Below are 24,389 nucleotides of genomic sequence, written 5' to 3'. Positions count from 1 at the left end.
GACGTGGCATTGCTCGACCGCGGCAACGTTGTGAGTGATCTTGGGCGGATTCTGCTCAAGCGCCGGTGGACCATTGCCGCGTTTTTCCTCGTCGTGACCGTGGTCGTCACGATCGCCACCTTGCTCCAGGCCGACATCTACAGCGCCACCGCGGTCATTCAAATCGAATCCGAAGCGCCCAACATCGTCGGCTTCAAGGAAGTCATCGCCCTCGGCGCGCAAAACTATTGGGCGTCCAAGGAATACTACGAAACCCAATTCCGCATCATTCGCAGCCGACCCGTGCTGGAAAAAGTTATCGACCGCCTCGACCTCGATCAACAACCGCCCTTCGTGGGCATGGACGCTGACCGCCACGCGCGCTACTTGGCGAACATTGTCCGCGTTGCGCCGGTTAAAAGCAGCCAGTTGGTCAACCTCACCGTCGAATTCACCGACATGAAAACCGCCGTGGACATCGCCAACGCGCTGGCGAGCGTGTACCAGTATGAAAACTTCCGGCGCAAATCCGACGCGGCCCAAAAAGCCCTGGTTTGGCTGCGGGAGGAGCAGCTAACGCGCACCGAGCGCGTGCGGGAAAAAGAAACCGAACTGCACGATTTCCTCGTCGAACACGACATCGTGTCCTTTGAAGAGCGCCAGGACATCGTGGCCGAACGCGTGCGCGATTTGTCCGATGCTCTAACCCAGGCGCAGCGCAAGCGCATTACCAGCCAGGTGCGCTATCAAAAAGCGATTCAGTTCCGCAAGCAGGATAAATCGCTGGCGATTCCCGAGGTGATCGAGAATAAGCTGATACAAGACCTCAAAGCCGAACTCGTGATGATGCAAAAGGAAATCAGCAAAGCCGGCGCGAAATGGAAACCCGACCACCCGGGATACAAGAAACTCGCGCAGCAGGAAACCGAGCTGAAAAAACGCATCGACGAAGAGGTCGGTAACATTATTTTGAGCCTACAGGCGACGTACTCCATCGACTTGGCGCGAGAGAAAAAGCTCAACACCGAACTCGACGGCGCCAAAAAAGAGGCGCTGGCGCTCTCCGGCCTGGAAATCCAGTTCCGCGCAATGCAGCGCGAAGCCTCCTCGGAAGGTTTGCTCTTCGACGAAATTCAGAAACGACAAAAAGAAACGGAAATCACTAGGTCCCTGCCGGATATCAGCAACAACGTGCGCTTGATCGAAGAAGCCCGCGAGCCCGAACGCCCCGTGCCGGTCCGCCCGCGGCGCAAGGTCAACGTGCTGCTCGGCGCGTTACTCGGCCTGATGGGCGGCGTCGGCCTGGCTTTCGTCCTGGAATTCCTCGACACCACGATCAAGAGCGGCGAAGACCTCGAACGCACCGTCGAAGTGCCCTTCCTCGGCATCATCCCGAGTTTCGCCACCGATGACGAAACCGTGCCCGACGAACTGTTCAGCCACCGCTTCCCGAAAAGTTCCATCACCGAAAGCGTGCGGTCAATTCGCACGAACATCACATTCTCCAGCGCCGGCAAGGAACTCAAGCGCCTCCTGGTCACCTCCGCCGGACCCCAGGAAGGCAAGTCCACCGCCGTTATCAACTTGGGCATCATTTTCGCGCAAGGCGGCAAACGCGTGCTGATCGTCGACTCCGACTTGCGCCGCCCCCGTCTGCACCGTGCCTTCAAAGTCAGTCGGAAACGCGGTTTGACGAACCTGATCATGGGAGAGGCCGCGATCGAAGATGTCATCGTTCACACCGAAGTGCCCGGCGTCGATCTCATTCCTTGCGGGCCCATTCCGCCGAACCCGTCGGAGTTGCTGGGTACGCCGCGCATGCTGGAGTTGGGCCTCGAACTGGCCGAATCGTACGACCTCGTGCTCTTCGACTCCCCGCCGGTCGTCGCGGTTACCGACGCGGTCGTGATGTCCAAAATTGTCGACGGCGTCGTATTGATCGCCAAGGCGGGAAAAACGACCAGCGAAATCATCAGCAAGGCCGCGCGGCAACTGGGCGATGTGAGCGCCAGCATTCTGGGCACCGTGCTCAACGACTTCAACATCCGCAGCGCCGGATACCGCTATTACTACTACTACTATCACTACCGCTCGCGTGAAGAAGACGAAGTGAACGGCGAAGAGAAGGTGGTGCGCAAGCGGGTCCGCCGCCGGCGCGAAAATACCAGCGAGACAGAGGATCCCACATGATCTTGGTGACCGGCGGCGCGGGATTCATCGGTTCGCACATCGTGCGGGCTCTGGAAAAGCGCGGCAGTCACGTGCGAGTGCTCGACAACCTCTCGTCGGGTAAGCGCGATAACCTCTCGGGAGTCGATGCCGAAATCGTCGTCGGCGATATCCGCAGCGAAACGGATGTGGAACGGGCAATGGTCGGCGTGCGGGTCGTGTTCCATCAGGCGGCGGCGATCAGCGTGCCGCAAACCATCGCCGATCCCGCCGGCACCCACTCCGTCAACGTCGAGGGCACCGTCAACGTGCTGGAAAAAGCGCGGCAGGCGGGCGTGGAGCGCTTCGTCTTCGCCTCCAGTGCGGCGGTGTACGGCGACGAACCGTCGCTGCCCAAAAGCGAGTCCTCACCCTTGCGGCCGCTGAGCCCCTACGCGCTGCACAAGATCATCGGCGAGCAGTATTTGAAGCTCTATCACGACGTCTACGGCATGGACACGATCAGCCTGCGCTATTTCAATATCTTCGGCCCGCGCCAAGATCCGAATAGCCCCTATGCGGCCGCCATCCCGATTTTTGTGGCCAAACTCCACGGGCAGCAGCCGCCGACGATTTACGGCGATGGCCGACAAACCCGCGATTTTGTCTACATCGACGACGCCGTGGCCGCGAACCTGGCGGCGATGGAAACGACCGACCCCGCCGGACGCGTGTTCAATGTCGCGCGCGGCGAACAAACCGACTTGCTGCAGTTGCTTGAACTCATCGGCAATGCCTTCGGCCGCCGCGCGGACCCGGTCTTTACCGACCCGCGGCCGGGCGATGTGCGTCACAGCGTCGCGTCCATTGAGGCGGCCGCGCAGGAATTGCGCTATCAGCCCCAGGTCTCGCTGGCTGACGGCTTGGCCAAAACCGTCCGGTGGCTGATCGGCGGGGAGTAACCGCGCCGTGGTCCGCAACGAGCGCGAGCGGGCTGTTGCCGCCTTGACCGAGGCCCTGGTTCTGGCCCTGGTTGTTTTCTCCGTCCTGGCCTTCGGCGGCAAAAGTCGATTATTCAGCAGCCTCATCAATCTGTTCGGCGTGGCGCTTTTGGCGCTCGTGCTTTTCGAACGATGGCGGCATGGCGCGCCGCAGGCCGTCTCGCGTCGCAAGCTGGTCTACACGGAACCCTGGCCCGCGTTGGTCTTGTTCGCCGCTTTCGGCCTCGTACATATCGTGCAGTTAATTCCTTTGCCCTCGGCCGTCGTCACGTGGTTGGCGGGCTGGCCCGCCGAAGGCGCGTGGTCCCGCCTGACGCCGAACCCCGAGGCGACGTTGTGGGCGCTGATTTCGTGGATACCGCCGGTAGCGGTCTTTGCCGCCGTCACCCTGCGCTACGACATGCGCGGTCAGATACGCCGTTTGCTCGGCGTCGTATTCTTCCTGGCGGCGCTGACCGCGCTCTACGGCTTGGTGGAAACCATCACCGGCCGCGAGATGGTGTGGAACCTGCCGAAGCTCGCGTACCGAGGCTGCGTGACCGGAACCTTCATCAACCGAAACCACTTCGCCGCCTTCATGGCCCTGGGACTGGGCGCGGGGTTGGCTCTCGGGCTGTACCGCCGCGGCAAAATCGCCACCGCCGAACGCCAAGAAGGGCAAATCGAACGTCTCGTGATGGTGCTCTTTCTCGCGGCGATCTGTATGCTCGGCTTGGTGCTCTCGAAAAGCCGGGGCGGCCTGGCCAGCGTGGTGATCGCCGGGCTGCCGGTCGCCTGGTGGCTGGTGGGTCGCAAGCAGCGCAAGGCCTTCGATATCATGATCGCCCTGATCGCCGTGTTGACCGTCGCCATGGCCGTGTGGGTAAGCCGGGAGCCGATCGTCGACCGCTTCGCGCAATTACCCGAAGAGGTGCAAACCGCCGATGCCCGCCCCGCGGCATGGCTCGTCGGGTTACGCGTGGCCGCGCACGGTCCGCTTTTCGGCGTCGGTGCCGGCACCTTCGAAGATCATTTCCGCCTCATCCCCGATACCGGCATTCTCGTGCGCTACAACGCGGCCCACAGCGACCCGATTCAACTCCTGGCCGAAACCGGCCTCGCGGGCTTGTTGGCTTTCGCCGCAGCTTTGTTCTGGACTTTGCTCGCCGCCACTCGCGCGTTCGCCGGCCGACGCAGCAACTTCGCGCGGTCCATGACCGTCGGCGCAATCGCTGGCGTGGTGGCGGTGTTGTTCCATAGCCTCGTGGATTTCCCGCTGCAAATCCCCGGCGTGCGCATCTGCTTATTCGCCCTGCTGGGTGTGGCCTACCTGGCCGGCAACCGGAGGATGACGCGATGACGCGCGTAACTCCGCGAGCGGTGGCCGTATTGCTGATCAGCGCGACGCTTTTTGTCCTGTTGGCCGCGAAGGTGTTGTTCACCCTGGACAGCGCCGCGGCGGAGCACGATGTTGCGATGCAGCGCCGGGCCGTTCGCGCCAACGCCAACACCTTGTCCGATCGCCAACTCGCTCACGAAATCGGACGCTTGCTCAATGCCCTTCAAAGCACGCCGCGGGACGCCGACCTTTGGTATCACCTCGGCCGAAACCTGCATCGCCTCGCCGTGGCCGATGTTACGCCCACGTTGCTGGTGCGGCAGCGTTTGGTGGAGAGCCTCGGGCTCGAACTCGACGCGCAAAGCAAGGCGCATCGAACCTTAATGCTGCGCGCCGCCATCGCCGCTTATGACCGTGCCATCGCGGCCAACCAAATCATCTCCGGCGCCCGCGTGTGGCGGGTCGCGGCTGAAATCGCCCTCGCGCCCGATTCCGCAACCGGGTGGGATCAACAATGGCGGCCCGCGTTGGAAAAGGGCCTTGCCTACGATCCCGACGATCCCCGCTTGTGGCGCGCCGCGGGCGACTTGGCCCTCGAACACAACGACAACACGTTCGCGGTGCGTTGTTACTGGCGGTCCTTGCGCTTCAAGCTCGACGGCATCGAACACGTGGCCGGGCGGCTCTTGGGTCATCCGGAAGCCATGCCGTTGGTGGGCAAGGCGATCCCCGACCGGCCCGACGCGTGGCGGCGACTGGCGGATTACCTCTTCGCGCAATGGCGTTTCGACGCGGCGGCCGATGCCTGGGCGCGCACCTTGGCGTATCACAATCAAACGCCGTTGGATCAAGCGCCCGGCGAGGCGGTGGCCGACGGCGACTTCACGGCCGATTCGGCCAGGCTGCTGCACCCGTGGCGCGAAACGAAGGTGCCCGGCGTGGAGACCATCCGCGAGACCGATGCGGACGGCGGCGCGTTGCGGGTCGTATTCCACCGCGGACCCGGCAACTGGTACCACGTTCGGCAGGCCGTACCCGTCGAACCCGGCGCCCGATATCGCTTGCGCGCCGAGGTCAAGGTGGACGGCTTCGTTCCCGACGAAACCTTCGGCGTCGAGGTCGTGCATCCTTACGAAGCGAAGATCTTTGCCGCGGTGGCCCGCTGCTATGTGGGCGGTCGGCCCACGAAATCCTGGCCGGTCAGCGACGGGCAATTCGTCACCGTGGAGACCGAGTTGACCGTACCCGCCGGGTTGCGGATGCTACATGTGCGACTGCGGCGTTTTGGGGGTGAAGACAAAGCCGTGGGCCGCGTGTGGTTCAAGGACGTATCACTGCAGGTTCGCCCCCAGGCTGAGGACAAAACGGTTGACGAAGGTTAGTGTCGTCATTCGCACCTACAACGAAGCGGCGCACGTGGCCGATACCCTGCGCGCCGTTTTCGACCAGCGCGACATCGAGCCCGAGGTGATCGTCGTCGACTCCGGCAGCACCGACGGCACGCTGGAGATCGTCGGCGGGTTCCCGGCGAAGCTGGTCCAAATAGAAAAGGCCGAATTCTCGTACGGCCGCGCGCTCAATCTCGGCTTTGCCGCCGCCACCGCCCCCTTGGTCGCGAGCCTATCGGCGCACGCCCGCCCGCTCGATCGGCATTGGCTGCGCAACCTGGCGCGTCCCTTTACCGATCCGCTCGTGGACGGCGTGGTCGGCAAGACGCTGCCGCACACCGACTGCAATCCCTTTGATCGCCGCGGCTTGCTGCGCCAGTACGGCACCGAGCGACGCTTTCTTTTCGATGGTCGGCTGCCGGGCTTCTCTAACGCCAACAGTTGCGTGCGTCGCAGCGCGTGGGAGGCTGAGCCCTTCGACGAAACGCTGCCGTATTCCGAAGACGTGCTGTGGGCGCGGCGTCGTTTGGGCCTTGGGCGACGCCTGGTCTACGCGCCGGACGCGGCCTGCTACCACAGCCACAACGAAACCCCGGCGCAACTGCTCCGCCGCTTTCACGGCGAGGCCGCCGCGCGCGAAATGATCGACCCGCACAATCCGCGCTACCGCGTTCATCGCTTGATGTGGGACCTGTTGGCCGGGTCGGCCTACGACAAATGGACGGTCATGCGTCGCGGCGACTCGTGGCGTTGGCTGATTGTCGCGGTCCGCCGCCGGCTGGCGATCAATCTGGGGCGTTACGCCGGTTCGCGGGGTATCGAACCCACCAAAGCGGGGCGGGTCGGGATTCGCTTGCTGCAGCGGACGGCATGGCGCGCGCTGCGACTAGGCGGGTCGATGGCCGGACGGCTGGCGCCGCGGGTCGTCGTGCTCACGCGCAAGCACCCCAAACTCCTGCACCCGAAACATTTGCTGCCCGAATCGCGCGACCACTACTGGTACGCGGGCGATTTGGAGGGCGGCAGCCTGGCGCTGGATGTGGGCTGCAACGTCGGCGCGCACACGCACTTCACCGCGCGGCAGGGGCTGACCGTTGTGGGTATGGACGTGGATCCGAAAGCGTTGGGCCACGCCCGTTTTCGGCTCGGTTGGGAGGGCGACAAACAAGCGACGGTCATCGAAGCCGACGCCAACCGCCGCTTCCCCTTTGCCGAAGGCGTGTTCGACCGCGTCCTGGCCTTCGACGTGATCGAGCACCTCGACGACCACCATCATCTGCTCGCCGAAATCCGCCGCGTGATGAAAACCGACGCCGTGTTGCTGCTGACCGCGCCCAACGCCGACACGCCGTGGAAAAGGCGCTTTCGCCGCGTCGGCCTGCCGTTCTTCGCCGACGTGACGCACCAAATTGAGTACACCCGCGACGGCCTCTACGCCCTGTTGCGCCAATCCGGATTCCGCGTCGATCGCGAGGAACCCATCGTCGTCGATACCCCGGCGGCCCCGTGGTTCGACCTGCTCGGCGCGTTCAGCCTCTCGTTGTATGCCCGGCTCGCCGCCCGCAAGCGACGGCGCGCGCTCCGGCGGCCCGCGGAAAGCACCGGCTTTCGCATCGTCGCCCACAAGGTGGAATCGTGATGCACGTCGCCTTGGTGACCGAATATTTTATTCCCCACGGCCCCGGCGGCGCGGAGTGGAGCACCCTCGTCTTGGCCGAGCGGCTGGCGGCCCGCGGCGTGCGCGTGTCGCTCGTCACGCTCGATCTGGCCGCCGAGGACACGCTTGCCGAAACCGAGAAAATCGACCGCGAACTCGCCGCGAAGCACATCACCGTTCATCGTCTGCCCTTCGCCCGTCGCATGAAGGGCGCGCCCCAGGTGTTTCCCAGCTACGTGTTCGGCAACCCCATCACCGAACGCGTGCTGACCTATCGCTTGCGGCGCGAACTGCGCCACATCCGCCCGGACGTCGTTCACGTGCAGGGGCTGGGGATGCTCGTGCCGGCCAAGCGGGCGTGCCGGGCGATTCGCGTGCCGGTCGTGTTCACCGTGCGGGATTATCGCGTGCTTTGCCCGGCGGGAATTTGCCTGCACCGGCATGATGCTCCGGCGCCGCACGCCGATCGCCGCTCGTTCCGCGCCTGCGCCCGCGAGTATCTTGCCGAGTATGAACCGGCCATGCCCTTCGCCAAGCGCCTGCGTTACCACGCGCGGCGGGAAATCGAGTGGTCGGCAAGACGCCGCCACGTCGCGGCCTTTAGCGATCTCGACGCGGCGGTGTTCGTCTCCGACGGCACGCGTCGCTTATACGAGAACGCGGGATTGCGCGCGTGGGAAAACGTTGTCGTACACAATCTGCCGGGCGACTTCGGCGACGCCGCCGCCCCCGAAGACTTGCAACGCCGCTGGCAACTCGACGGCCCCCTCGTGCTGTTCGTCGGTCGCTGGTCGCTGGGCAAGGGCGCCGCGGAGATGGCCGAGGCATGGGGCTCGATCCGCACAACGCACCCGAACGCGCAATTGGTCGTGGTGGGCCGTCGCGAACACGCGCCCGATACGGCGCTGGACGGTGTGGTGTTCACCGGGCCGTTGCCGCACGGCGAGGTTGTCGCGCTGATGCGCTTGGCCGACGTGTTCGTGTTGCCCTCACGCTGGCCGGAGCCCTACGCCCGCACCGCGCTGGAAGCCATGGCGGCGGGCAAGCCCATCGTCGCCACCGCCACGGGCGGCAATCTAGAGTTGGTGGACGACGGCCAAACCGGCTTGCTCGTGCCGCGCGGAAATCCCGACGCTTTGGCCGCCGCCGTCGCGAGGCTGTTGGACGATCCGGAATTGGCGCGGCGCATGGGACTGGCCGGACAACATAAGCAGGCGGCCATCGGCGATGCGCCGCTTGACGAGTTGCTGCGGCTCTACGAAAACCTGAATCGACCGGCTCGGCCGCTAAGAGTTCTCGCGCCCGCCACCAGCCTGACTGAACAGACGACGCAGGGCGGCGGCATGTTTCATGTCAAGAATTTGCAGGCGCTCGCCGACCGCGGCGTCGAGTGTACGATTCCGCTCGCGTTTCACACCGAACACGAACCACGGCCGAACTGGGATGTCCGCGTGCTGCCCATTCGGCGCACGTACAAGCTCGGCGCGCTGTTGTCCAACCTCGTGTTCTTCGCCGGGGCCTGGCGCATCGGGGCGCGTTCCGGTCGGCGCTTCGATCTACTTCGCATCGGCGACCTGTTCCACATGGGGCCGGGGCTCATCCTCGCCGCGCGCTTGTTACGGCTGCCGACCATCGGCGTGATCCACCACATCGATCACGACCGCCGTCTCGAAAACGCCGTGGTGGGATGGACGGCCCGGCGACTTGACGGCTTGCTCGTGCCCAGCCTGGCGACGGCGGAAGACGTGGCGCGAACCTTCCGGATTGATCCTCTGCGCATCCACCGCATCGTCGAAGGAACGCCGGAGGATTTATCGCCGCCGGAATCGCGGGAGGACGCGAGAAAACGCTTCGGCTTGCGGGAGGGGCCCGTCATTGGTTTCATCGGCGCGTTGCAGCCGCGCAAAAACCTCGCCTTCTTGCTGGAAGCGTTCGCCCGTGTGTACCGCAAACGGGCAGACGCGCAGTTGTTGCTCGTCGGCGCGGGTCCGCAGCGGGAGGAATTGGAGACGACGGCGCGGCGGCTGGAAGTGGAGCATGCGGTCGTGTTCGCCGGGCGTTTGCTCGATGAGGAAAAGGCCGCGGCCCTGAGCGCGATGGACCTTTTCGCCTTTCCCAGCTTGAACGAAGGGTTCGGACTGGCCGTCGCCGAAGCCATGGCGGCGGGTGTGCCGCCGGTGGTCAGCGATCGCGGCAGCCTGCCGGAAATCGTGCGCGACGGTGAAACAGGGCGCGTCGCGGGGGTCGAGGATCCCGGCGTGTTCGCAGCCGCCATCGAGGAGTTGCTCGAACAAGACGAACGCCGGCTCGCCATGGGCGCTGCGGCACGGCGTCACGCGACGGAGCACTTCACGTGGTCGCAAAGCGCGGCCGATTCCGAAGACGCCATGCGCCGCACGCGAGCGGCCCGGCGCGCCATGTCGCTTGGCGTGTTGCTCAACTCGGGTGACAGCCTCGCGATGATGCGGCGGGAAGGGCAGGAGAGCCGTTTCGTCGATCAATACGTCATGCGCTACTCTGCCGCCTTCGATCGGACCTACGTTTTCAGCTACGGCGACGATCGCGCGCAGCCTTACGATAATGCCGTCTTTGTGCCGGGGCGGCCGCAGTGGAAAGGACCGATCTACGCCGCGCTGATGCCGCTGTTGCATGCGGCGAAATTTCGGCGGCTGGCGCTGCTGCGCGTGATGCAAACCGGCGCGGCACTGCCGGCGATCGTGGCGCACTTGCTGTTTCGCGTCCCCTACGTAACGACCTACGGGTACCTGTACGGCGATTTCATGCGCGTGAAGGGCCGTCGCCTCTACGGCTTTTACCTCGACGTGCTCGAACGCGTGGCGTTGTATTTCGCCGACCGGGTGATCGTCACCACGCCCGCGCTGCTGGATCGCGTGCAGCAGATCATCACGCACCGGAAAATCGAACTGCTTCCCAACGGCGTCGACCTGGAGCAATTCCAGCCGCGAGAAAAAACGCGAACTACCGGCAAACACGTCGTGCTTTTCGTCGGCCGCTTGACCGCTCAGAAAAACCTGCCCCTGCTCGTCGAAGCCCTGACGCCGCTGCGCGAGAGCGTGCGGCTGGTTGTGGCGGGGCAGGGTGAGGGTGAGGCGGCGCTGATCGAACAGGCGGGAAACGCGGGTCTCGATGTCGAACTGCGCGGCGTCGTGCCGCACTGCGACCTGCCCGCGCTGCATCGCGAGGCCGACATTTTCGTGTTGCCCAGCCGCGTCGAAGGGCATCCCAAGGCGCTGGTCGAGGCGATGGCTTCGGGCTTGGTGTGCATCGGCACCGACGCGCCGGGTATCCGTGACGTCATCGTCGATGGCGAAAACGGCTTGCTGGTGGCTTCGCAGGCGGAGGCGTTGTGCGCGGCGATTGAGCGGGTGTTGTCCGATACGAAACTGGCCGCGCGGTTGCAGCGCGGCGCGCGACTCGCCGCCGAACAACAATACGACTTGGCGCGCTTGCTCGATCGCGAAGTCGATCTGCTGTGGCAGGCGGCGGAAAGGGGTGGACGATGGCGCGCGTTCTGACCCTTTTCAATCGACCGCGCGGCGAACGATTTGCCGCTGCGGAAGCCGGGTGCTGCCCCGACGAGTTGCTCTACGGGACGCGCACTCTGCGCGCGCGCGGCTGGGACGTGGTCACGACCGATCTCGGCTTCGGGAGTTACTTCGGCGGGCGTCTGCTCAAGGGCGTGGATAATGCGCTTAGTCGCGGCGGGCGCCGCACGGGGTTTCATCTGAAACAAGCGTGGCGTGTGCGCCGCTTGTGCCGCGAAGTCGACCTCATTTTCGCCACGGCCGACAGCTCGGGCCTCCCGGTGCTTTTTCTGCAGGCGCTCGGCCTGTTTGACACGCCGGTCGTCTACAGTTCCATCGGTCTGGCCGAAACCTTCGGTGAGCCGGCCGGCGTGATTTACTGGATGTACCGCAAGCTGCTGCTGCGTGCCCGCCGAATCTTGGTGTACGCCGAAGCCGAAGCCGCAGCGCTCACCCGCGTCTTTCATTTGCCGCCCGGCCTCGTGCGCTTTGTGCCCTTCGGAGTCGAGACCGACTTCTTCGCCGCCACGCCGCCGGGTCCCGGTGCGCCGCTGGCTTTCGGACTGGACCACCGCCGCGATTGGCCCGCGCTTTTCGCCGCCGCCGCCGAGTTGGAAACTGAACTGGACGTCGTGACCAATCCGGATCTCGTGCGCGGTTTGGCCGTGCCGCGAAACGTCCGCTTGCACGCTTCGGAACCGGTGGACGCACTGCGCGAGCGTTTGCGCCGCGCGCCCTTTGTCATCTTGCCTGTGCGCGAAAACAATTACAGCGGCGGCACGATCAGCTTGCTGCAATCCATGGCCGCGGGGCGCGCCGTAATCGTTTCGCAAACGCAAGCCATCACCGGCGGCTACGGTCTGCGGGACGACGAAAACTGCCTGCTCGTGCCGCCCGGCGACGTCCCGGCGCTGGCCCGCGCGATGACGCGGCTGAGCCGTGAACCGACAACAGCGGCGCGCCTGGGCGGAGCGGCGGCGCGGCACGTGCGCGAGCATCTCGACATTCAGCAATGGGCCACAACGGTGGAGGAGACATGGCGGGAGGCGTTGGCATGATGCGTCGGCTCGCCGATCGCCTGGGGCTCGACCTGTCTTACTATCTGTCGGGCGGCTCGCTGTTGCTGGTCGACCAAGCCATGATGATGGCCGCCGGTTTCGCCACGACATGGTGCTTTTCCAATTACGCCCCGAAGTCCTTTTACGGTGGGTGGGGCTACATCATGGCCATCGTCGGCACGCTGTCGCTGATTGCGCTGCCGGGAGTCAGCCAGGCAATTCAGCGCTCGGCCGCCCGCGGACACGACGGCGCGTTGGCCGTCGGCATGCGCCGCCGCATGAAAGCGGGCACGATCGCTTCCGGTTTGCTGGTCGTGGTCGCCGCTGTTCTTTACCTGGTCGGCAAACCCTCGCTGGCCAAGGGCGCGATGGTCGCCGCGGTCATGTTCCCGATTGCCTACGCGATGGACGACTACCGCAGCGTGTTGTTCGGCAAACAACGATTCGGGATGTACGTGGTCGTGCACAGCGGCATTCAATGCGCGGTGGCCACTGCGACGATTCTGGCGATTGCCACGCAGCAACCGTTTCCGCTGATCCTGCTGGCGAACATGGCGACCCGCGGCGTGGGCAATTACATCGGCCTGACCGCCGTCAAGCGGCGCGTGTTACGCAACGAGGAAGTCGACCACGACTTTCACAGTTTCGGCTGGAACCTGAGCCTGGTCGGCATCGTCGGCGGCATCAGTTACCATCTCGACCGCATCATCGTGGGCGCCACACTCGGTTTGACGACGATGGCCGCCTACGAACTCGCCTTTCGCCTCAGCGAGCCGATCCGTTCGCTGGGTGTGTTTCTGAACAAGCTCGTTTTTCCGCGCGCCGTGAAGGTGTCGGGCGCGGCGGTGGCGACGCGCTTTCTCATGCGACTTGGGCCGATGGTTCTTTTGCTGGCCGTCGCCGGTGTGGCGGGCACGGTGCTGGTCGACCCGTTCATGCGTGTGGTTTTCCCCAAGTATCCGGAAACGATTCCGCTGGCCAAATGGATGATTTGGTCGGCGCTTATCTCTGTCGCGCTCATTTATCTGGAGACCTTCTACCTCAGCCAGGAGCGCTTCCATCGCACGTTCTACCTCGCTAGTTTGCTCCGGCCGCTGGCGATCATCATCATGCTTCCTTTCTTCATCGTTCGCTGGGGTGTGTACGGCGCGATTTGGACCAAGTTGATCGTGCGGCTCGCCGAAAGCGTTCTGCTGGGCATCAAGTTGTTGTACGACCGTGGCAAGTTGCGCCGCGAGGAGGCCGCCGGCCGTTCTTCGCAAGAAACGCTCGGCCCGTTGGAAACGATCCGCTGCCCGCTTTGCGGCGAACCCGACGGCGAGCTCATGTGGCGCGTGCCCGACCGACTGCACGGGCTGCCCGGCCGCTTTTCCGTAGTGCGCTGTCCCGGTTGCGGTCTGTGGCGTCAACAACCGCGCGTCACACCCGGCGCGATCGGCGCGTATTATCCGGAAGACTACGCGGTCTACGGCAGCGAGCGACCGCCCGCCACCGGCCGAGGCCGTACGTTCGCGTTGCGTGAACGGTGGCTGCGGCGACAGCTCGACGGTCGACCTGGGCCCGGTCAGGCCGGCTGGGGCCGCACGTTGCGCGACCTACCGGCGCGGCTCTTTGGGCTGACGGTTGCGGCGCGTTTTAACCCGCTGGCGGTGGCCGGGCAGGGCCGGCGACTGCTCGATGTGGGCTGCGCTTCCGGCGATTTCCTGCTGGAGATGCAAGCGCACGGTTGGCGCGTCGCGGGGGTGGAATTCGACGCCGCCGCGGCCGAGCGGGCGCGGTCTCGCGGTCTGGAAGTGGTGACCGGCACCTTCCCCGAGGCGGCCGGACAACTGACCGGGCGTTATCACGCGGTGACCATCCGTCACGTGATCGAACATTTGCCCGACCCGATGGCGGCGCTGCGTGCGGCGCGCGAACTGTTGACGCCGGACGGCGTTCTGCTGGTGACCACGCCGTTGGCCGACGGATTGTTACCGCACCTGGCCGGCGAATATTGGTATCCGCTCGACCAACCGCGCCACTACCACTTGTTCGGACGCGAGAATTTGGCCGGTGCGTTGCGGGCCGCCGGTTTTCGCGTCACGGCTGTCTTGAATGTTTCGAGCACGACATCGTGGACGCGAAGCTTCGCCTACTTCGCCGCCGACGGGCGGTGGGCCAAAGCGGCGCGGCGGTTGGACGAAAAGCGTTGGGTCCACTTGCTTGTCCGGCCGCTGGTGCGTTTACTGGATTTATTCGGATGCGGTGACGGCGGCGTTTTGCTGGCCGTACGTGACGACGCCCCCTTTGCGGGCTATGCGCCGCGCGAAATACGTGAGAAACGGGTGTTATGAGGCTTAACGAACTACGAACGCGAACCGATTCCTTGATGGACCGCGGCGTCGAAGCCGGTAGCCAGGCGTTGACGCGCGTGCCGCGGCAGGTTTTTGATGTGTTGGTCATGATGACCGGCGCGGTGGTACTGCTTTATCTCTTCGTCAACAAGAACCACTATTACGCCATCGGTTTCGTGGTCGTGCTGTTCGCGGTGCTCTTTTTGATGCGGCGGCCCGTGTTGCTTAGCTACAGCCTGTTCGCGCTTATTCCGATTTACTGGGTCAACTTGCTGGGTCGCAGCCTGCGCGTGATCACCGTGTTGACGCTGATCGGCTTTGCCTACTATTTCGTGGTGGTCGTCGTCCGGCGCAAGATACCGCGCTACAACACCGTCTTTCTTGCGTTCGGCTTGTATCTGTTCACGTGCGCTTACAGCCTGCTGAATTCCGTGATGATCGTGGGGGCGTCCTGGCCGGGCATGAAGTACTTTCTCCTCGCGCTGGCGCTGTTTTCTGTGTTGGTCGTGAGCATCGAAGACCGCAACCAAATCAAATGGCTGTTCGTAATTTTCATCGCCTGGGGCGTGCTCGAATCGATTCTCGGCGCGATGCAAACCTTCGTGTCGCCGAAATTTTATATCGCGCGCACCTGGGTTTCGATCATCGATGCCTACAGCGTCGGCGGCGTGCGGCGTGCCTCCGGCACCTTCCAGATCGGGCCGCGCTATGCCATGTTCCTGATGGGGCCGCTTGCCATCGTCGTGGCGGGTATGCTTTCCGGGCGGGTACTCAAACGCCGGACTTGGGCGCTCCTGTTGGTTCCCTTTGTCGTGGGCATTTTCGTCAGCCTGACTCGTATCGCCATCGCCTTGAGCTTTTTCTACATCCTGCTATTTCATGTTTTCGAGCGGCGCCGGCAAGCGGTGCTGGCCAGTATTGCCGGGCTCCTTGTGGCGGTGGTGATGGTCGGCGCCATCACCATGGCCATCCCGGATGACGCCAGGCGCGCGCTCGCTCAACGCTTCAGCGACAAAGACGACGAAGTCTACATGGACCGCCTTTTCTTCCTTTGGAACGCGCTGGGCGCCTTCACCGAACACCCCGTGCTGGGTATCGGCGTGGGCACCTACGAACTGCGATCGTGGGAGTTCATGCAAAAGTACCCGGTGCCGTGGCGGGAACTCAGTTGGGACGTGGCCAGCCAGTGGAACATGCCCGAGACGGTGCCGGTCCACAACGAATACGGGCGAATGCTGGCCGAGCAGGGAATTTTCTCCGTTCCGATTTTCCTGTTCCTGATCTACGTGGCGCTGCGCAACCTGCTTTACGCCTTTCGCCACACGCGAGATGAGCTGATCCGATTATTCTCCTCCGGTACCGCGATGTACCTCGCGGCGCTGGCGATTTACTGGTTCTTTCACGAGTATTTCATGGAGGAGCCGTACATCTCGGTCACACCGTTCGCGCTGAGCGTGATTTTGTACAACCTCGTGCGTAAGGAGCAAGAGAAGGCCGATGCCGCGCCCCCCGCGAATTCTGTTCCTGGCGAACTGGCCGCACACCGCCCGTAACACGGCGCAATACGCCTTCTTCGCCCATTGGCGCAGCCGCCCCCGCGTGCGCTTTTTCGGCACCTTCAACCTCGGCGCCTGGACCCGCTTCGAAAAGCAGCGGCTGAAATTTTACATTCTTCAACCACTCGTCGCCTTATTCCTCGCGCCGTTTTACGATGCCGTCGTCGCCTTTTCGACCCAAAGCGGACTACCCTTCGCCCTGCTGCTGCGCGTGTGTTTTTGGATGCGCACCAAGCTGATCATCCTGGATGTGGAAACCATGGGCCGCGTGAATGCCGGCGCGAAACTGAGCCTCGTGCGCTTCGCCGCGCGGCGCATCGACCACCTCGTCTACGCCGCCTCCGGCCAGACGGCCTACTATGACCGCCACCTTCCGTTCCTTCGTCACCGCCGCAGCTACGTACCCATCGGCATCGGCGCGTACGAAAAACGACACGACTTCGCCGCCGGCTGCGACGGGCCGATCCTCGCCCTGGGCAAACACGGGCGGGCGTTTCGCGATTGGGCCACACTCCTGCGGGCATATGCCAAGCTCGACCAGCCGCCGCCCCTGCGCATCATCGGCCGCGAGCAGTTGCCGCCCGCCGAACGCGACAACGTTCCCGTGCCGTCGGGCGTCGAGTTCGTGCCCTACATGCCCCTCGAGCGCCTGCAGGACGAAGTCGAAACCACGCGCTTCGTCGTGCTGCCGCTGCCCGAACGCGGGCAGAGCCTCGGCCAGCTTTCGATCCTGTTTTGCATGGCCGTCGGTAAGGCCGTTGTCGCCGCCGACGTGCTGGGCGTCCGCGACTACCTCGAACCCGGGCGCACCGGCCTGTCGTATCACCCCGGCGACGCCGACGAACTCGCGGCTGCGATGGCCGAACTGCTGGCCGATCCCGACCGCGCCGTCGTCATGGGAAGGGAGTCGCAAGGCCGTCAGCGGGATCTGTTTGCCGATGAAAAGATGGGCCGTCGCTGGGAAGAGATATTCGCCCGTACTACCGGTTTTCGCCTGCCCGACGAGCCGTGATTTCACCCCGCAGTGCTTCGGCGATAACAGCGGCGACGCGGGCGTAACCCGCGGCGTTCGGGTGCCACCTGTCGGCGGAAAGCAGGGCGGGATCGGGCTTGTCAAAACGAGCGTCGACCAACAGTACATCGGGATCGTCGGCAAACCGGCTCCACGCCGCGAAGGTGGCGGGGCTCGGCGCATGGTAGTTGATCCACACCGGTCGCGCGTCGTGCTGCAGACACACATCGCGCATCCCGCTCAGATCGCTCGCGATCCACGCGCTCAGCCACGGCGGATTGGTATCGCGGATGTTGGCGAACCACGGGCTGTTGCGATCACTCTCGTCGTTCTTGGCGTAAAGCCGTCCCGCCGCCATCGGCCCGCCACTGAGCGCCACCGCCGCTAGGCGCCACAAGCGCGATCCGGACAACGCGGCGTGAATGCGGCTCAGCGGTTCATCGCCGGGCAGAAAAGCCGACGCCAGGTGCCAGTTCCAATAGTTGTTGATGCCCACCGCCACGAGCACGAAATCGGGCCGCATACCGCTCTCGAACGCGGCGGATAACGCCAGCAGGGCTTCGGAACTATTCTGCGCCGGCAGACCCCAATTGATGACTTCGCACGCACCGGGCCCGAATTCCTCGTCGAGAAGGCGCTGCAGTTGATCCGGGTAGCTCGCCGGGCCGTCCGCCCCGATGCCGAAGGTGAAACTGTCGCCGATGGCCAGCAGGCGCACGCGGGCCTGCGGCGAAAAGCGCGCCGGCGGTGTTTGCACTAGGGCCCGATACCCCACGCCGATCGAGCGCAGGCCGATTTCCGCCGCGATCAGCAAAACAAGCAAAACCGCTATCGCCATGGAGATTTTAAGCAGGCGGCGCTTCACGCCAGAAACCTCCACATGTCGTAACGGTCCATCATTTCGTGCATACGGCGATTGATGTCGTGGTTGTCGCAGTGGTGGCAGGCTTCGGTGTAGAGCGTCTTGCCGTCCAGCAGGCGCAGGTCGCCCGCGACGCGCAGGTTCTTCGCGCTCAGCCGCGCGCGGTGATAGAGGCCGCCCGCCCAATGTTGTCGGAAGGACCCGTCGGCCAGGTTCGCCACGGGTTTGACCGTGCAGCAAAACGACAAATCGCCGTTGCTCTTGGCCAACCCCAGCGAGTAGCCGACGAAACACCCGTGGTCGATGAACTCATCTCCCGACCACAGGTCTGGGTTGTCGCCCGCATGCCGCAGTTGGGGGGCATAGGAATCCCAAAGCTCCACGCCCTTGGCCGCCAGCCGCGATTCCAGCTCGCCCTGCACGCTTTGCAGGTAGGCAACATCCTCGGGCGTCAGGGCGAGGTCGCGGTTGTAGTCATCGACGCGCAATAGCTGCGGCCGGAAACCGTCGAAACCAAGTTCGCCCGCCAGGTCGGCCATCGCCAGGATTTCCCGCGCATTGGGCGCGCAAATCACATTGACCATCCACGCGGTCGGCTTGCCGTGCCCGGCGAGGCGCCGAACCTCAAACAAACGCCGCAGATTCGCCAGCAGCTTGCGCCACTCGGGCGCGCCGGCGTCGCCGTGCAACTCGGCGTAGGTCTCCGGCGTGGCCGCGCTGACGGTGCAGAACATCTCATCGACCTCGTCGCGAACGACTAACTCGGCCTTCGCCTCATCCAGCAGCAAGCCGTTGGTGAAGAAGTTCACCCGCAATCCGCAATCGCGCGCGGTCGTGATCATGCGCGCGAAATCCGGGTGCAGCGTCGGTTCACCGTTGGCCAAAATCGTCACGCCGTCGGTGCCCATGCGGGCGAGGTCGCGGCAAGTGCTTTCAAACACGGCAAATGGCAACTTCGCGTTTAGAAAATCGGATGCCGGCTGACGGCGGGGCGAATGAATGTTGCAGAAGCGGCAGTGGGCGTTGCATCGGTTAATCACTTCGAACACGAACCAGTGAGGCCCGACCAGCGCCGTGTCGCAGACCACGCCCAGCACCCGCAGCAAATCGGTTTCGTTGTGCGGGTCGGCCCGGCAGGCGACGTGGGCGAGAAGTTGCGGCAGGACGGCGTCGTCGATCATCACGCGCACTTGATAGGGAGCCGCGGCGCGCTGCAACAGCGATAGATGTTGGCCGAAACGTTGCGGCAGGTTGGACACGGGATGTGGGTCGAGCGGTGGCACCTCGACACGCCCGCCGCGTCGCTCGACCGCGTATTGCGTGATGGCCGCCAGGTGAAACACGTTGGTCCGCCGGGCCGCGACCAGCACTTCGTCGGCGGTCGGCAACAGCGGCTCGATGCGTGAGAAATCGCCCGCCGCGCCCGCCAGACGATCGTGCAATTCCGGACCGTTGCCCAGCAGCGTCACGGCCATTGCGGCGTCTCCCGCGTCAACAAATGCCGCATGCCCAAGCGGTCCAGGTCGTTTAGCGCCTGATTGATGAATTCGTAGTTGCCGCAGTAGCTGCAGTCCGGCCCGAGCAGCGGCCCGCCGCAACTCTCGTCGACCAAATCCGGATTGACCGACAGGTCGAAGGCTTTCGCCGCCTGCCGTAGCTTGCGGTACCGCTCAGAGAACCACAGGTCTTTGAAACGCCCGCGAAACAGCGAGCCGACGATCTTGTCGTGGCAACAGAAACTGACGCGCCCGTCGGTGAAACTGCGGCTGAAAAACCAACCGGCCAGGCAGCCGGTGTTCTCATACAGGCCGTGGCTCCAATGAAAGGGCGCCACGTCGCTGGGCATCGTAAAGGTGTCGCCGACGCGTTCGAGTTGGAAATCGATATTGGCGACGATCTCGATGCCGTGCTTCTCGGCCTTGAGCCGTGCGCGATCGATCTGCGCCGTCACGTCACGAAATTGTTCGGCCGTGATCAGCAGATCCGCCATGCCCGCGCCGCACTGATGCATGACTTGATAGCGCACCGCATCGACACCGACGTCGATCGCCAGGTCCATCGCGGCTTCGCATTCGTGGGCGTTGATGCGATTGATCACGTGCGCCTGAATGATGTACGGCTTGTGGTTCTTCGCCTTTTTTTTGGCCGCCAAATCCCGAATTGCCTGGAGCATCGGCGCGAACTTTTCCGGGCCGTGAGCCGGCTGCAACTTGGCGAAGGTTTGCGGCGAAGCGGCCGACAACGACCAATACAGAATGTTCAGGTCCGTATCCACGAACAAATCCGACGCCGCGTCGTCGATCGCCAGGCCGTTGGAAAACACGGTCAGCGCCAGATCCTTGCCGCGCACCAGGCGCACCATCTCGAAGAAATCCGGATGGGTCAGCGGTTCGCCTTCGCCGGAAAACAAGATGTCTTCGCGTGTTCCGATCTCGGCCAGGTCGTGTACGAGGTCTTCGAAAATCCGCAAGTCCACGCGCCGGGTCTTCCACCCTTCGGTGAAACGTCGCCCGCGCGTCGGCTGACTTGGCTCGACCAGCAGCGGCGAATGCAGACCGCAGAAGATGCAGTTCGTGTTGCACGTGTTGGCCACGTCCAAGTGAAAAGTGTGCGGCCCGATGAAGCAGCCATCGGTCAGCGCGCCGAGTAGGCGCAGCAGGTTGGGGCGGGTGCCGGGCGTGTACGCCGCATCATAGGTCTGCAGCAATTCACCGAGTTCGACGCTCGCGTCGCCGATCGTTACGGGCGTGTCGGCAAGCAGCGTTCGCAGTCTCTTGAGATGTTCGGCGAAAGGCTTGCCCAGGCGCTCGTGCCCGGCGGGCGCAAAGTCCGGCAGCGCCGTCCCTTGCCCGCGCAACGACAACGCAAAACGCGCGACGCGGCCCAGGCGCCATAGGTTGCTCGGCGTGGGCACGACCGTCGCCGCGGCGCCGTCGCGCAGGCGGGCGACGATCTCGGCAAAGGCCATCGACGGCGACTGCGGATCGTGATCCGCCGGGCCGTCGCTATAGAGTCGAAGCGTCGTCATTATTTTCAACGTCCAGGAAGCGTTCGTGCGCCTCGGCCGTAAAGACGCGGAACGGACATGAGTGACAAGCAAAATCGTTGGGGCCGCAACCCAGCGTGGCGGCGCGCGCCGCGACCATCGCCGGCGAGTTCCAAAGGGCGAGCGGATCATCCTCGCCCAAGCGGCCGAGCACGACCCGCGGGATGTGCGACTCGAACAACGCGGAACAACACCCCTGCACCAGGCCGTCGTGCCGAAAGACCAACATGCGATAAGGCTGCTCGCAAGGACGCGTGCCCGCCGTGGGCGGCAGATCGATTTCAACTCCGGCCTCGGCAGCCACTTCGTCGGCTTCGGCAAAGCGCCGCGCCGCGTGTTCCGGGATACTCAACACGCTGCTGCCGCGTTGCGTGACCGAATAGATCTTCTGATGAAACACCGCCACGCGTTCCACGCCGTGCTTGGCGGCGACGCGCACGATGTCGGGCAGTTCGTCCAGATTGCTCACGTGCACCGTGACGTTGAACGCCGCGCGAGTCTCCGGCCGTCGCGAGCGCAGCTTTTCCAAGTTGGCCAGCAGCGTCGTCAGGGTGATGCCGCGCCACCGGCGCATGCCGGCATCGTCAGCGCTATCGACGCTCACGACGATTTCATCCAAGGCGACACCGGCCAGCATGGCGGCTTTCTCGTCGTCTAAATCGCCCGCGCCGGTGATCATGGCCGTGCGGCAACCGGCGGCGTTCGCCTGCCCCAGGATATCCTCGGTGATGGCAGCCAGCAGCGGCTCGCCGTAACCGCCAAGGAGCACCTGCTGGGCGGTGTCGAACAGCGGCGCGATCAACTCCAGCAGCGCGGGCGTCAGATCGCCGGGGGTGTTGGCGGCGCGGTCGTAAAAATGCCGGGCGCAGGTCGGGCACGCGCGGTGACAGCGATTGGTCGGCTCGATCTGCAGTTCCACGGGGCGGGCCGACAGCACGGTTTCACCGCGGGCGCGCTCCTGCCGCAAGCGCTCGGCGTTGGCGCGTCGCACGTCGCTCATGGCTCATCCTCGAGCTTCTTGACGTCCCACGCGCAGGGCACGCGGGCCAGGCCGCCGCCGTCGATGCGGTGGCTGCGCACGGCGATGATGTCGTTGTACTCGTGAATGTCGAAAGGCGTCTTGGCGACGAAACTTTGGAACTCGTCGGGCCAGACGCCGATGTTCGCGTAGTAGTCGCCCTCGAGCAGGTTGAAATGGGGGAAATGGCAGACGGCTTCGTAAACGCCGTGCAGTTCGCCGAGTTTCAGGTCGTGCCGATAGGTGTTGGAGCCGGTCGCCAGCAGGCCGTCGTTGCGCAGGAACTGCACGCGGATGCACGGGTTGTCGATCGGCTCGTGGGCTTCGAATCGCACGCGCATGGTCAGGCCGGTACCGCTGTCGACCACGGTCGTCTGCTTGCCGTCGGCGCCGAAAAACGCCACCTCGTGAATCGTCACCGTGCCGAGCCGATCCACGCAGCAGGTAAGCACTTCGTCGTAGATCGGATCCTCGACATCGGCTGTTTCGATGCGACTGTAACGCTGCTCGCAATCCTCAATGTAGGCTTTCACGACGGAATCGGTCTGCCCGATCATGCCGATCGCGCCGTCGTGCAATAGAATCAAGCGATCGCAGAAGGTCGAAACGTCCGACAAGCTGTGACTCGATACCAGGATTGTCTTGCCCTGCTCCTTGAACCGGCGAATCGCGTTGATGCACTTGCGCTGGTAAAGGTAGTCGCCGACCGAGAGCACTTCGTCCACCAGCAGCACGTCGAAGGGCACGTGAATCGCCACGGAAAAGCCGAGGCGCACGACCATCCCGGCGCTGTAGGTGCGGATGGGGTGGTCGATGCGTTCCCCCAGGCCGGAAAACTCGTGCACGACCGGAAACAGCTTTTCAGTTTCGACCGGATCCATACCCAGCAGCGCGCACTTGGTGTACACGTTTTGGCGGCCGGAAAAATCGGGGTTGAAGCCCGTGGAGGGGTCGAGAATGTAACTCACCTCGCCGTTGATCTCGATCTTTCCGGTCGTGGGATACGAGGTACGCGCCAGGATTTTGAGCAGCGTCGACTTGCCGCTGCCGTTGTTGCCGATGATGCCGAGGCACTCGCCGCGCGCCACGTCGAAGGTGACATCGTGCAGCGCGCGCTTGGTGTCGTGAAAATCGCGGCGGTTGAAGGTGAGCAGTTCCTTGGCCTTCTGGCCGCGGCGGCTGTAGATTTTGTAATCCTTGGTCAAGTTTCGAACGACTATCGCCTTCATTGCCGCTCCGCCAAAAGATGCGCCACGCCCGCTTCCTGGACCGCTTCCGCGTACGCGCGGTTAAACACGTAATTGTAACAAAAATCGCATTGCGGGTCGTGGAGCATGCCGCCATCGGGCAGACGCATATTCGCCCCGGTCGGCATGGCCAACGCCGCGCGCCGCGCCTCCCGCATCGCTTCCCCGAACCAATGATCGCGTAGCGACATTTCGCTCGCCGAACCGAAAAATTTCAAGCCGCAGCAGAAACTGATCGCCCCGTCGCGTCGCACCCTTATCATCTCGAAGCCCGCGAAGCAGGGAAGGTGCCGGTACAGGCCCGGCGTGTAGAGCCCCGTCTCCACGTCCAGGTGATCCAACTGAAACTCGATGTTGTCGTGGATATCCACGCCCGCCAACGCCGCCAGCCGCCGCGCCTCCCGGATTTCCAGGCGGATCGACTCCACCTCCGGCGCGCCCAATTTCAAAGGATACGCCGCGTCGTTCATCTCCGTGAGCTTGTACTGCACTTCATCCACGCCCAGGTCGATCGCCTGCCGGATCATCGGCAGCACCTCGCCCACATTGCGCCGGTTGAGCACGTGCACGATGCCCACCCGCAAACCCGCGCCGCGCCGGGCTACCAAGCGCCGCATCGAATCTTCGATGCGCAGGAAAAGGTCGGGGCTCATCTCGGGACGAAAGGCGGCCCACGTCGCGGGCGTGGCGGCGCTGAGCGAAAATGTCGCCTTCGCGCGGGGCGCATCGGCAAACAGATCGATGACCTCGTCGGTCCAGTTCAGACCGTTGGTATAAACCTCGAACTCCACCGGCTGCGACTTGATCAGCGCGATCAAATCGGCAAAGCGCGTGTGCAGCAGGTTCTCGCCGGCACCAACCAGCGGCAGCAACTCCGCGCCGAGTTCCACGGCTTCGGACACCAACCGCGCCGCCATCTCGTAGGGCATTTCCATGGTTCGCCACGGCTCGCGATCATGAATATACGGCGAGTGATCGCGGCAGTAGATGCAGTTGGCGTTGCACACCCCCACCACGTCCAGGTGAACAATGCGCGGCCCCACGAAAGCCTCACCGGCCAGCGCGCCCAGCAAGCGCAGCGCCGCCTGCCGGGTGGGTCGATCGGCCGCGTCGTCCTCGGCGACGGCCAGCAAATCGCGCACCCCGGCGTTTGTTTCGGCCTCGATAGTCAGGGCGTCGCGGGCACGCGTCGCCGCTTGGTTCAGGTCCATCATCCTTCCA

The 24,389-nt window shown here is 64.1% G+C and carries 16 protein-coding genes; 10 read left to right on the top strand and 6 right to left on the bottom strand.

Translation table 11 applies throughout. The features are described 5' to 3' along the window. The first annotated feature begins 3 nt into the window (after nt 1–3). Genes P9L99_05045 through P9L99_05000 form a run of 10 tightly spaced genes read left to right on the top strand, consistent with a single transcriptional unit; the run spans nt 4 to nt 16,995 of the window. Nucleotides 4–2,169: a polysaccharide biosynthesis tyrosine autokinase gene (locus P9L99_05045; protein MDP8222706.1), complete on the top strand. Its 2,166-nt coding sequence runs from the start codon at nt 4–6 to the stop codon at nt 2,167–2,169. Continuing rightward, nucleotides 2,166–3,089: an SDR family oxidoreductase gene (locus P9L99_05040; protein MDP8222705.1), complete on the top strand. Its 924-nt coding sequence runs from the start codon at nt 2,166–2,168 to the stop codon at nt 3,087–3,089. Before P9L99_05045 ends, P9L99_05040 begins: the two co-directional genes overlap by 4 nt. Before the next feature lie 7 nt (nt 3,090–3,096). After that, complete coding sequence (locus tag P9L99_05035; GenBank protein MDP8222704.1) at nt 3,097–4,467, top strand: O-antigen ligase family protein; 1,371 nt, start codon at nt 3,097–3,099, stop codon at nt 4,465–4,467. Next, complete coding sequence (locus P9L99_05030) at nt 4,464–5,828, top strand: hypothetical protein (GenBank protein MDP8222703.1); 1,365 nt, start codon at nt 4,464–4,466, stop codon at nt 5,826–5,828. Before P9L99_05035 ends, P9L99_05030 begins: the two co-directional genes overlap by 4 nt. Continuing rightward, a complete protein-coding gene (locus tag P9L99_05025) occupies nt 5,815–7,473 on the top strand; it encodes a glycosyltransferase (GenBank protein MDP8222702.1) in 1,659 nt (552 codons plus the stop codon). Before P9L99_05030 ends, P9L99_05025 begins: the two co-directional genes overlap by 14 nt. Then, nucleotides 7,473–11,027, top strand: a complete 3,555-nt coding sequence (locus tag P9L99_05020) for a glycosyltransferase (protein ID MDP8222701.1) — start codon at nt 7,473–7,475, stop codon at nt 11,025–11,027. The genes P9L99_05025 and P9L99_05020 overlap by 1 nt, the downstream gene beginning before the upstream one ends. Continuing rightward, nucleotides 11,012–12,094 carry a glycosyltransferase family 4 protein gene (locus P9L99_05015; GenBank protein ID MDP8222700.1) on the top strand — a complete coding sequence of 361 codons (1,083 nt, stop codon included), beginning with the start codon at nt 11,012–11,014 and terminating at the stop codon, nt 12,092–12,094. The genes P9L99_05020 and P9L99_05015 overlap by 16 nt, the downstream gene beginning before the upstream one ends. Beyond that, nucleotides 12,091–14,427 carry a methyltransferase domain-containing protein gene (locus P9L99_05010; protein ID MDP8222699.1) on the top strand — a complete coding sequence of 779 codons (2,337 nt, stop codon included), beginning with the start codon at nt 12,091–12,093 and terminating at the stop codon, nt 14,425–14,427. The genes P9L99_05015 and P9L99_05010 overlap by 4 nt, the downstream gene beginning before the upstream one ends. Before the next feature lie 35 nt (nt 14,428–14,462). Next, entirely contained in the window at nt 14,463–15,980 is a 1,518-nt protein-coding gene (locus P9L99_05005) for an O-antigen ligase family protein (protein MDP8222698.1), read from the top strand. Further along, nucleotides 15,925–16,995: a glycosyltransferase gene (locus P9L99_05000; GenBank protein ID MDP8222697.1), complete on the top strand. Its 1,071-nt coding sequence runs from the start codon at nt 15,925–15,927 to the stop codon at nt 16,993–16,995. Before P9L99_05005 ends, P9L99_05000 begins: the two co-directional genes overlap by 56 nt. Here the strand turns inward: P9L99_05000 and P9L99_04995 are convergent. The 6 genes from P9L99_04995 to P9L99_04970 are packed head-to-tail and all read right to left on the bottom strand — an operon-like array spanning nt 16,964 to nt 24,379. Next, on the bottom strand, nt 16,964–17,860 hold the full coding sequence (locus P9L99_04995) for a GDSL-type esterase/lipase family protein (protein MDP8222696.1): 897 nt from the start codon (nt 17,858–17,860) through the stop codon (nt 16,964–16,966). The genes P9L99_05000 and P9L99_04995 overlap by 32 nt on opposite strands. Continuing rightward, nucleotides 17,857–19,332 (bottom strand): radical SAM protein, encoded by a 1,476-nt coding sequence (locus P9L99_04990; protein MDP8222695.1) that lies wholly within the window; start codon nt 19,330–19,332, stop codon nt 17,857–17,859. The genes P9L99_04995 and P9L99_04990 overlap by 4 nt, the downstream gene beginning before the upstream one ends. Continuing rightward, nucleotides 19,323–20,885: a radical SAM protein gene (locus P9L99_04985; protein MDP8222694.1), complete on the bottom strand. Its 1,563-nt coding sequence runs from the start codon at nt 20,883–20,885 to the stop codon at nt 19,323–19,325. Before P9L99_04985 ends, P9L99_04990 begins: the two co-directional genes overlap by 10 nt. After that, entirely contained in the window at nt 20,863–21,903 is a 1,041-nt protein-coding gene (locus P9L99_04980; GenBank protein MDP8222693.1) for a radical SAM protein, read from the bottom strand. Before P9L99_04980 ends, P9L99_04985 begins: the two co-directional genes overlap by 23 nt. Beyond that, on the bottom strand, nt 21,900–23,150 hold the full coding sequence (locus P9L99_04975; GenBank protein MDP8222692.1) for an ABC transporter ATP-binding protein: 1,251 nt from the start codon (nt 23,148–23,150) through the stop codon (nt 21,900–21,902). The genes P9L99_04980 and P9L99_04975 overlap by 4 nt, the downstream gene beginning before the upstream one ends. Further along, a complete protein-coding gene (locus P9L99_04970) occupies nt 23,147–24,379 on the bottom strand; it encodes a radical SAM protein (GenBank protein ID MDP8222691.1) in 1,233 nt (410 codons plus the stop codon). Before P9L99_04970 ends, P9L99_04975 begins: the two co-directional genes overlap by 4 nt. Nucleotides 24,380–24,389: the final 10 nt, after the last annotated feature.

The sequence above is a fragment of the Candidatus Lernaella stagnicola genome, from assembly GCA_030765525.1.
Taxonomy (GTDB): domain Bacteria; phylum Lernaellota; class Lernaellaia; order Lernaellales; family Lernaellaceae; genus Lernaella; species Lernaella stagnicola.
The sequence above is the reverse complement of the archived record's forward strand: the minus strand, read 5'-3'. Positions and strand labels throughout refer to the sequence as shown.

What these genes read in the sequence shown, in the direction of transcription:
- P9L99_04985 (MDP8222694.1), bottom strand. Translation starts at nt 20,885, where the DNA reads ATGACGACGCTTCGACTCTATAGCGACGGCCCGGCGGATCACGATCCG.
- P9L99_05020 (MDP8222701.1), top strand. Translation starts at nt 7,473, where the DNA reads ATGCACGTCGCCTTGGTGACCGAATATTTTATTCCCCACGGCCCCGGC.
- P9L99_05000 (MDP8222697.1), top strand. Translation starts at nt 15,925, where the DNA reads ATGCCGCGCCCCCCGCGAATTCTGTTCCTGGCGAACTGGCCGCACACC.
- P9L99_04970 (MDP8222691.1), bottom strand. Translation starts at nt 24,379, where the DNA reads ATGGACCTGAACCAAGCGGCGACGCGTGCCCGCGACGCCCTGACTATC.
- P9L99_04980 (MDP8222693.1), bottom strand. Translation starts at nt 21,903, where the DNA reads ATGAGCGACGTGCGACGCGCCAACGCCGAGCGCTTGCGGCAGGAGCGC.
- P9L99_05015 (MDP8222700.1), top strand. Translation starts at nt 11,012, where the DNA reads ATGGCGCGCGTTCTGACCCTTTTCAATCGACCGCGCGGCGAACGATTT.
- P9L99_04975 (MDP8222692.1), bottom strand. Translation starts at nt 23,150, where the DNA reads ATGAAGGCGATAGTCGTTCGAAACTTGACCAAGGATTACAAAATCTAC.
- P9L99_05010 (MDP8222699.1), top strand. Translation starts at nt 12,091, where the DNA reads ATGATGCGTCGGCTCGCCGATCGCCTGGGGCTCGACCTGTCTTACTAT.
- P9L99_05005 (MDP8222698.1), top strand. Translation starts at nt 14,463, where the DNA reads ATGGACCGCGGCGTCGAAGCCGGTAGCCAGGCGTTGACGCGCGTGCCG.
- P9L99_05030 (MDP8222703.1), top strand. Translation starts at nt 4,464, where the DNA reads ATGACGCGCGTAACTCCGCGAGCGGTGGCCGTATTGCTGATCAGCGCG.
- P9L99_05040 (MDP8222705.1), top strand. Translation starts at nt 2,166, where the DNA reads ATGATCTTGGTGACCGGCGGCGCGGGATTCATCGGTTCGCACATCGTG.
- P9L99_04990 (MDP8222695.1), bottom strand. Translation starts at nt 19,332, where the DNA reads ATGGCCGTGACGCTGCTGGGCAACGGTCCGGAATTGCACGATCGTCTG.